This is a genomic window from Micromonospora thermarum (assembly GCF_012034245.1).
In the GTDB taxonomy this organism is placed as follows: Bacteria; Actinomycetota; Actinomycetes; order Mycobacteriales; family Micromonosporaceae; genus Micromonospora; species Micromonospora thermarum.
Genome location: NZ_JAATEO010000047.1, coordinates 19,800 through 28,214 on the forward strand (window position 1 = coordinate 19,800; position 8,415 = coordinate 28,214).

The window sequence follows — 8,415 nt, forward strand, 5'->3', positions numbered from 1 at the left end:
CCGGATGGCGGGGCGCGATGCGGAGGGCGAGCGGGGAACCGTCGTCACGCCGTCGGCCGAGTTCCCGCCGCTCGACGCGGACGAGATGCGGGCGCTGCGCCGGATCGGGGCGGCGTGGCGGGCCGCGCGCCGGGGCCGGCGGCCGGAGGCCGACGCGCTGCCGGTGGACCCGACGCTCCATCCCGCCGGCCGCCGGCCGGTGCCGACCCGGTACGGGCGCCTCGCGCCGATCAGCATGTTCCGGGTCGAGCCGGGGGAACTGGTCGCCACCGAACCGGCGAATGTTCCCGGTACCCGGGGCGGGCGGGTGCTCACCCGGATCCGGCGGGTGCTGTTCGGGCCGCCGCTGAGCAGCGCCGCCGTGCTCTACGAGCGGATGCGCAAGCTCGTCGCCCTGCCGGTGCTCTCGTCCGACCTGCTCAGCTCCGTCGCGTACGGGCCGGAGGCGATGCTGGCCGTGCTGCTGCTGGCCGGCAGCGGTGCCCTCGGGCTGTCCCTGCCGCTGGCCGCCGGCCTGGTGCTGCTGATGGTCGCGGTCGGCGTGTCCTACCGGCAGACGATCCGCGCGTACCCGCACGGCGCCGGCTCCTACATCGTGGCCGGCGACAATCTGGGCGCCGGCCCGGGGCTGACCGCTGCCGCCGGGCTGATGCTGGACTACGTCCTCACCGTCGCGGTGTCCGTGTCGGCCGGCGTCAAGGCGGTCACCTCGGCCGTACCGGAGCTGAACGCGTGGACCGTGCCGCTCGGGGTGGCGGTCGTCGGCCTCCTGCTCGCCGGGAACCTGCGCGGCGTACGGACCGCCGGCAACCTCTTCGTGCTGCCCACGTATGCCTTCGTGGTGGCCCTGCTGGCGCTGCTCGCCGTCGGCTACGCGCGGGCCGCGGGTCGCGGTTTCGTGCCGGAGCCACCGCCGCCGGTGCCCGCCGTCGAGGGGCTCGGGCTCCTGCTGGTGCTGCGGGCGTTCGCCTCCGGGGCGGTGTCGATGACCGGCATCGAGGCGGTGTCCAACGCGGTCCCGGCGTTCCGTCCGCCGGAGTGGCGCAACGCGCGCACCACCCTGACCTGGATGGTGGCGATGCTGGTGACGCTGTTCGTCGGGATCGTCGGGCTGGTCCACCTGACCGGTGTGGTGCCCACCCCCGAGGAGTCGCTCCTGTCAAACCTGGCCCGGGAGACCTTCCCCAGCGGTCCCTGGTACGGGCTCCTCCAGGCCGCCACCGCCCTGATCCTGCTGCTGGCCGCGAACACGGCCTTCAACGACTTTCCCCGGCTGCTCTTCTTCATGGCCCGCAACGGGCACGCGCCCCGGCGTTTCCTGCACATGGGTGACCGGCTGGCGTTCAGCAACGGCCTGGTCGCCCTCGCCGCGTCCGCCGCGCTGATCCTGGTGGCGTTCCGCGGGAACACCGAGTCGTTGATCCCGCTCTACGCCGTCGGCGTGTTCCTCGCCTTCACCCTGTCCCAGGCCGGCATGGTGGTCCACTGGCGCCGCCGCCGGGAGCGCCGCCGGCTGGCCGTGAACGCCGCCGGTGCCACCATGTCCGGCCTGGTGCTGCTGACCGCCGCGGTCGGCAAGTTCACCGAGGGGGCCTGGGTCGTGGTGGTCGCCGTGCCCCTGCTCGTGCTGCTGTTCCGGGCCATCCACCGGCACTACCGGATCCTGCACCGGTCCCTCGCGCTGCACCCGCCACCGCCCGGCGCGCCCGCGCCGCCGATGGTGCCGGCCCCCGCTCCGCCGGGCGCCGCGCCCCCAGGCGGGCCGCCGGAGGAGGAGGAACTTCCCCAGCAGGTACGCCACCTGATCGTGGTGCCGGTCGCCCGGCTCAACCGGGCGTCGCTGCGGGCCCTGGCGTACGCGGCCTCGCTCGGCCAGCCGACCCTCGCCGTGCACATCGCACCCGAGGAACCGGAGGCGGACCGGTTCCGGGACCAGTGGCGGGAGTGGGGCGACCACCTGCGGCTGGAGACGATCGTGTCGCCGTACCGGGCGATCATCGGGCCGCTGGCGCACTACCTGGAGGCCCTGCACGCCTCCCGCGCCGACCTCGTGCTGACCGTGATCGTGCCGGAGGTGGTGGTCGGCCGCCGGTGGCACCGCCCGCTGCACAGCCGCACCGAGCAGCGGTTGCGCGCCGCCCTGCGTCCGCTGCCCGGGGTGGTCGTCACCAGCGTCCCGATCCACCTCGCCGAGTAGTCAGACCTCCTCGACCTCGAGAACCCGGGTCGTCGGGGCGGCGTCGCCGAGGTCGGCGCGCAGCGCGAGCCGCTCCGGGTCGGCCAGGGCGGACTCGTAGCCCGCCCGCGTGTCGAACCGGATGACGTGCACCTCGGTACGCCCGTCACCGGTGCGCAGCCGGCGCTCCACCCGGCCGCCGTGCCGCCCGAGCAGGCCGAGCACGCGGTCCTCGTACGCCCGGCCGGCCTCGACCGCGCCGGGGGCCAGCTCCACCAGCGCGACCAGGCGCACCGCGGCGGCCGGGTCGGTGACCAGCGACTTCCAGAAGTGGTGGTCGACGTGCCCGCCGGGGATGCCCTCGCGGCGGCCGGTGTCGAGGTAGCCGTGCCGGCGGTAGAACTCCGGCGCCTGGAATGAGAACGACGACACCGACATCTGGGTGCAGCCGCGCCGGCGGGCCTCCTCCTCGGCGGCGCGCAGCAGCCGGCCGCCCCAGCCCTCGCTCCGGCGGTCCGCGCGGACCCAGACCATGTTGATCCCCGCGCAGTCGCCCCAGCTCCAGCCGGTCAACCCGGCGACCAGCCCGCCGTCGGCGTCGGTGACCCGGACCGAGAGGTCGGCCTCGTCCGCCGCGCCGGTCGCCCGGTTGTTGAACGCGGTCAGTTCCGCGCTGAGCCGCTCCTCCAGCTCCTTGTCCGCACCGAGCACCTGGAGCGTGTCGTTTGCCGTGGAAGTCATGCGGCGGAGCATCGCAGCGCCGGCACCGGAGCGGCAACCAACCCGCTGGGCGGTGTCCCGACGTCCCGGCGCGGCACCCCGCTATTCGCCGACGCCGACCGCCTTCGCGCTGGCCGTCCACAGCCGGGCGGCCAGCCGCGGGTCGGCCGCCTTGGGCAGCGGCCGGCGCAGCCGGCGGTCCATGTAGTACGCACCGCTGCGCAGCCGGTCCGGGTCCTGGTTGGCGAGCCAGACCAGGGTCTCCGCGCCCTTCTCCGGGCTGCGGATCGGCAGCAGGCGCATGCCGAGCGCGACCAGGCGGCTGTCGTTGCCGAACCGCGTCCGCACCACGCCCGGGTGGAAGCAGTACGCCGGGATGTCCGGCCAGCGGCGCGCCGCCTCGGCGGTGAAGAGGATGTTGGCCTGCTTGCTGGTGCCGTACGCGTTCATCGGGCGGTAGCGGCGCAGCGGCCGGTTGAGGTCGTCCGGATCGAGCGAGCCGCTGCGGTGCGCGCCCGAGGCGGTCACGACGATCCGGCCGATCCGGTCGCGCAGGAGGTTGCTCAGCAGGAACGGTGCGAGGTGGTTCGCCTGGATCGACAGCTCGAACCCGTCGACGGTGGTGATCGGCTGGAGCACGATAGCCCCGGCGTTGTTCGCCAGGACGTCGATGCGGTCGTACGCGGCGCGCAACCGCTCGGCCAGCCCCCGCACGTCGTCGAGGACCGCGAAGTCGGCCCGGAACAGCTCAGGCCGCTCCCCGGCGGCGTCCCGCACCTGCGCGGCCGCGGCCTGGAGGCGGGCCGGGTCGCGCCCGACGAGTACCACCTGGTCGCCCCGGGCGGCCAGGTCGACGGCGGCTGCGAGGCCGATGCCGGAGCTGGCCCCGGTCACCACCACCAGCCGACGCCCAGTGAGATCTTCCACAGGTCCATTCACCCCGGTCACGGCACGAGGTTACCGTGGCGTCACAACGCCCTTTGGGATCGTTAAGTTCTCGGAATCTCACGTTCAGGTGGCGTCGGCGTGCCCGCCGGACGCTGGAAGGAGCGCATCCATGGCCGCAGTCGGTCGCCCCCGCCGGTCCTGCCTCGCGGTACCGGGTTCCAGCGTCAAGATGCTGGGCAAGGCCCAGGGCCTCCCCGCCGACCAGGTCTTCCTCGACCTGGAGGACGCGGTCGCCCCGCTCGCGAAGCCGGACGCCCGCAAGAACATCGTCGCCGCGCTCAACGAGGGCGACTGGGCCGGCAAGACCCGTGTGGTCCGGGTGAACGACCTGACCACCCCGTGGACGTACCGCGACGTCATCGAGGTCGTCGAGGGCGCCGGCGCCAACCTGGACTGCATCATGCTGCCCAAGGTGCAGAACGCCGCCCAGGTGCAGTGGCTGGACATGACCCTCACCCAGCTGGAGAAGACGCTCGGCCTCGAGGTCGGCCGGATCGGCATCGAGGCGCAGATCGAGAACGCCGCCGGTCTGGTGAACGTCGACGCGATCGCCGCCGCGTCGCCCCGGGTGGAGACGATCATCTTCGGCCCCGCCGACTTCATGGCCTCGATCAACATGAAGTCGCTGGTGGTGGGCGCGCTGATCCCGGACTACCCGGGCGACCCCTACCACTACATCCTGATGCGCATCCTGATGGCCGCCCGGATGCACGACAAGCAGGCCATCGACGGCCCGTTCCTGCAGATCCGGGACGTCGACGCCTTCCGCGAGGTGGCCAAGCGCTCGGCCGCGCTGGGCTTCGACGGCAAGTGGGTGCTGCACCCGGGCCAGATCGACGCCGCCAACGAGGTCTACTCGCCGGCCCAGGCCGACTACGACCACGCGGAGCTCATCCTCGACGCGTACGAGCACTACACCTCGGAGGCGGGCGGCAAGCTCGGCGCCGTCATGCTCGGCGACGAGATGATCGACGAGGCGTCCCGCAAGATGGCGCTGGTGATCGCGGCGAAGGGCCGCGCGGCCGGGATGACCCGCACCTCGACCTTCACCCCGCCGTCGGAGTAGTCGCTTCCGCCCGCGTGCCGCCCCGGTGCCCACCGGGGCGGCACATTGCTTTCCGCCGGTTCAGAAGCTGCTACTGCTGCTGCCGGACTCGGACGCGATGGCGAAGATGATCACCACCACGTAGAAGGCGATCAGCAGCACCAGGAGACCGGTCAGGATCCAGCCGACGATGATGGCGGCCTTCGCCATGCCCTCGCCGCCCTCGCCGGTCTGCCGGATCTGCTTGCGCGCCACGTGGCCGAGAATGGCGCCGATCGGCGCGGTGATGCAGGACGCGATGCCCACGAGCGACAGCACCAGGGCCACGATCGCCATGCTGTTCGTCCGCTGTGGCGCGTAGCCGTAGCCGGGGTACGCCGGCGGCGGGTAGCCGGCCGCGGCGTACGGGTCCGGCGCGGGCTGGCCCGAGGCCTGCTTGAGGCCCGCGTACGGGTCGCCGGGCGTGCCCGCGTACGGGTTCGTCGGCGCGTACGGGTCGCCGCCGGTCGGCTGCGTGGGAATGGGCTGACCGCTCACCGGGAGGGTGGGGTCGGCCGGAGGCGTCGACTGCTGACCGGACCACGCCGGGTCCTGCCAGCCGCCGGACGGCGGGGGATAGCTCATCGTCTGCTCTCCATCGAGGTACGGGTGAGCCGTCAGAGTAGTCAGCCGGAGGCAAATCCGGGGACGCCGCCACCGGGTGCCGCGTTGCCCGGATCCCGGCGACCGGGCAGGATCCTGGCATGGCGATTGACGCGAGAGCCGGCAGCCGACCGAGGCGGGACGCGAGCCGTCCCGGTGTGGCCCGCCGCAGCCGGCTGGCGACCGGCCCGGCCGACCACGACGAGCCGGCTCCCCTGCCGGAGCCGGTCACCATGCGGCTCGACGGGAAGGTCGCGCTGGTCACCGGGGCGGGCAGTCCGGACGGCATCGGGTACGCGACCGCCCGCCGCCTCGCCGACCTCGGTGCCCGGGTCGCCATCGTCTCCACCACGCGGCGCATCCACGAGCGGGCCGGCGAGTTGGGCATCACCGGCTTCGTCGCGGACCTCACCGACGAGTCGGAGGTCGGGGCGCTGGCCGACGCCGTCGCCGAACAGCTCGGTGACGTGGAGGTGCTGGTCAACAACGCCGGCCTGGCCAGCCGGGCGAGCCCGGAGGTGCTGCGGCCGGTCGCCCAGCTCAGCTACGACGAGTGGCGGGGCGAGATCGACCGCAATCTGACCACGGCCTTCCTGTGCAGCCGGGCGTTCATCGGCGGGATGGCGGAGCGGGGCTGGGGCCGGATCGTCAACCTGGCGGCGACGGCCGGGCCGGTCAACGCGTTGCCGACGGAGGCCGCGTACGCGGCGGCGAAGGCCGGTGTCGTCGGTCTCACCCGGGCGCTGGCGATGGAGATGATCGCCGACGGGGTGACCGTCAACGCGGTCGCCCCGGGCACCATCCACACCGCCGCGTCGACGATGGCGGAGATCAAGCAGGGCCTGGGAACCCCGGTCGGCCGTCCCGGCACACCGGACGAGGTGGCGGCGGCGATCGCCTTCCTCTGCTCACCGGCCGCCTCGTACATCACCGGCCAGATGCTGGTGGTGGACGGCGGCAACAGCGTCCGCGAGGCGCAGTTCCGCTGACCGTGCCGGAGTCGCCGCCGGCGGCTCCGGCGCCGGCACGTCGTCCCGTCGTCGGCGTCAGTACATCATCCCGTCGTTGCCGGCGATCGCGAACAGGGCGATCCAGCCGCAGCAGACGAGCACGCCGAGCGCGGTGAAGATGTAGCTGAGGATCAGCCCCCAGGTGGCGAGCTGGTCGCCCTCCTCGCCGCTGGTGCTGATCTGCCGCTTCGCCAGGTGCCCGAGCACGATTCCGGCGGGCGCGAAGACGAAGGCGAACACCAGCGAGAGGATCGCCAGGACGTTCATCCCCCGGCCCCCGCCGGGGGGCGGCCCGTACCCGCCGGGCGGCGCGCCCCACTGCTGCCCGTACGGCGGGCCGGCCGGCGGTCCGTAGGACGGCGGCGGCTGGTAGGGGTCGTGCCCGGGCGGCGGTGGTGGGGGCTGGTGGGGGTCGTACCGCTGGGGCGGCGGCTCCGCCCCCGGCGCGGGCTGCTCCCAGGGCGACGGCGGCCGGTCGGGATCCGGTGGCGGCGGCTGGCTCACGGTCTCCTCCTCCTCCTGCCGGAACGTCCCTATTGCCGGACGCTACCCCGAGCGGTGAACCTTTTCACAGCGGTTGTGTGGACTGGTCACCTTGGCGGCGCCGCCCGCGCGGCCGATACTGACCCAGCGTTCAGTTACCCATGAGTAATGCGCCGATCCCCCGGAGGCTGAGATGGCCCGACTCGCCCAGACACCCGGCCTGACCGACGTGCAGCGGTCGATCCTGGAAACCGTCCGGGAGTTCGCGGACAAGGAGATCATCCCGCACGCCCAGCGGCTGGAGCACGCCGACGAGTACCCGACCGACATCCTCGACGGGATGCGGGAGATGGGCCTGTTCGGCCTGACCATCGCCGAGGAGTACGGCGGCCTGGGCGAGTCCCTGCTGACCTACGCCCTGGTGGTGGAGGAGCTGTCGCGGGGCTGGATGTCGATCTCCGGCATCGTCAACACCCACTTCATCGTGGCGTACCTGATCTCGCAGCACGGCTCGGCGGAGCAGAAGGCCCGGCTGCTGCCGAAGATGGCGACCGGCGAGGTGCGGGGTGCCTTCTCGATGTCCGAGCCGGAGTGCGGCTCCGACGTCTCGGCGATCAAGTCCAAGGCCGTCCGCCAGGGCGACAACTTCGTCCTCAACGGCCAGAAGATGTGGCTGACCAACGGGGCGTACTCCTCGGTGGTGGCCACGCTGGTCAAGACCGACACCGGGGCCGACTCGGTCTACGGCAACATGAGCACCTTCCTGCTGGAGAAGGAGCCCGGCTTCGGCGAGACCGCCCCCGGCCTCACCATCCCCGGCAAGATCGACAAGATGGGCTACAAGGGCGTCGAGACCACCGAGATGGTGCTCGACGGCGTGACCGTCCCCGCGTCCGCCGTGCTCGGCGGGGAGGACAAGGTCGGCCGCGGCTTCTACCAGATGATGGACGGGATCGAGGTCGGCCGGGTCAACGTGGCCGCCCGCGCCTGCGGCATCTCCATCCGGGCCTTCGAACTGGCCGTCGCGTACGCCCAGCAGCGCCGCACCTTCGGCCAGCCCCTCGCGAAGCACCAGGCCGTCGCGTTCAAGCTCGCCGAGATGGGCACGAAGATCGAGGCGGCGCACGCCCTCATGGTCAACGCCGCCCGGCTCAAGGACGCCGGCCAGCGCAACGACGTCGAGGCCGGCATGGCCAAGCTGCTCGCCTCCGAGTACTGCGCCGAGGTGGTGCAGGAGGCGTTCCGGATCCACGGCGGCTACGGCTACTCGAAGGAGTACGAGATCGAGCGCCTGATGCGGGAGGCGCCGTTCCTGCTCATCGGCGAGGGCACCTCGGAGATCCAGAAGACCATCATCTCCCGCGGCCTCCTGAAGGAGTACAAGCTCTGAG

The 8,415-nt window shown here is 72.8% G+C and carries 8 protein-coding genes; 4 read left to right on the top strand and 4 right to left on the bottom strand.

What is annotated here, in order from left to right:
• Positions 1-4: 4 nt before the first annotated feature.
• Positions 5-2,197, top strand: a complete 2,193-nt coding sequence (locus HCJ94_RS27505; RefSeq protein ID WP_168003929.1) for an APC family permease — start codon at positions 5-7, stop codon at positions 2,195-2,197.
• On the opposite strand, the gene HCJ94_RS27510 is transcribed toward HCJ94_RS27505, so the two are convergent.
• On the bottom strand, positions 2,198-2,917 hold the full coding sequence (locus tag HCJ94_RS27510; protein WP_168003930.1) for a GNAT family N-acetyltransferase: 720 nt from the start codon (positions 2,915-2,917) through the stop codon (positions 2,198-2,200).
• 81 nt (positions 2,918-2,998) lie between these two features.
• Positions 2,999-3,823: an SDR family NAD(P)-dependent oxidoreductase gene (locus HCJ94_RS27515; protein ID WP_168003931.1), complete on the bottom strand. Its 825-nt coding sequence runs from the start codon at positions 3,821-3,823 to the stop codon at positions 2,999-3,001.
• 130 nt (positions 3,824-3,953) lie between these two features.
• Between HCJ94_RS27515 and HCJ94_RS27520 the strand changes: the two genes are divergently transcribed.
• Positions 3,954-4,910, top strand: a complete 957-nt coding sequence (locus tag HCJ94_RS27520) for an HpcH/HpaI aldolase/citrate lyase family protein (RefSeq protein ID WP_168003932.1) — start codon at positions 3,954-3,956, stop codon at positions 4,908-4,910.
• Positions 4,911-4,970: 60 nt separating this feature from the next.
• On the opposite strand, the gene HCJ94_RS27525 is transcribed toward HCJ94_RS27520, so the two are convergent.
• Positions 4,971-5,513 carry a DUF4190 domain-containing protein gene (locus tag HCJ94_RS27525; RefSeq protein ID WP_168003933.1) on the bottom strand — a complete coding sequence of 181 codons (543 nt, stop codon included), beginning with the start codon at positions 5,511-5,513 and terminating at the stop codon, positions 4,971-4,973.
• 119 nt (positions 5,514-5,632) lie between these two features.
• On the opposite strand from HCJ94_RS27525, the gene HCJ94_RS27530 reads away from it, so the two are divergent.
• Positions 5,633-6,520 (top strand): SDR family NAD(P)-dependent oxidoreductase, encoded by an 888-nt coding sequence (locus HCJ94_RS27530; RefSeq protein ID WP_168003934.1) that lies wholly within the window; start codon positions 5,633-5,635, stop codon positions 6,518-6,520.
• 57 nt (positions 6,521-6,577) lie between these two features.
• Here HCJ94_RS27530 and HCJ94_RS27535 read toward each other — a convergent pair whose 3' ends face one another.
• Positions 6,578-7,045, bottom strand: a complete 468-nt coding sequence (locus HCJ94_RS27535) for a DUF4190 domain-containing protein (RefSeq protein ID WP_168003935.1) — start codon at positions 7,043-7,045, stop codon at positions 6,578-6,580.
• A 172-nt stretch (positions 7,046-7,217) separates the two neighbouring features.
• Here HCJ94_RS27535 and HCJ94_RS27540 point away from each other — a divergent pair, with 172 nt between their 5' ends.
• The gene (locus tag HCJ94_RS27540) at positions 7,218-8,414 is read left to right on the top strand and encodes an acyl-CoA dehydrogenase family protein (RefSeq protein WP_168003936.1); all 1,197 of its coding nucleotides are present in this window, start codon (positions 7,218-7,220) and stop codon (positions 8,412-8,414) included.
• The last annotated feature ends 1 nt before the right edge of the window (position 8,415 follow it).

Excerpts from the sequence above, each read along its gene's own strand:
- HCJ94_RS27520 (WP_168003932.1), top strand. The coding sequence starts at position 3,954 with ATGGCCGCAGTCGGTCGCCCCCGCCGGTCCTGCCTCGCGGTACCGGGT.
- HCJ94_RS27510 (WP_168003930.1), bottom strand. The coding sequence starts at position 2,917 with ATGACTTCCACGGCAAACGACACGCTCCAGGTGCTCGGTGCGGACAAG.
- HCJ94_RS27525 (WP_168003933.1), bottom strand. The coding sequence starts at position 5,513 with ATGAGCTATCCCCCGCCGTCCGGCGGCTGGCAGGACCCGGCGTGGTCC.
- HCJ94_RS27540 (WP_168003936.1), top strand. The coding sequence starts at position 7,218 with ATGGCCCGACTCGCCCAGACACCCGGCCTGACCGACGTGCAGCGGTCG.
- HCJ94_RS27505 (WP_168003929.1), top strand. The coding sequence starts at position 5 with ATGGCGGGGCGCGATGCGGAGGGCGAGCGGGGAACCGTCGTCACGCCG.
- HCJ94_RS27530 (WP_168003934.1), top strand. The coding sequence starts at position 5,633 with ATGGCGATTGACGCGAGAGCCGGCAGCCGACCGAGGCGGGACGCGAGC.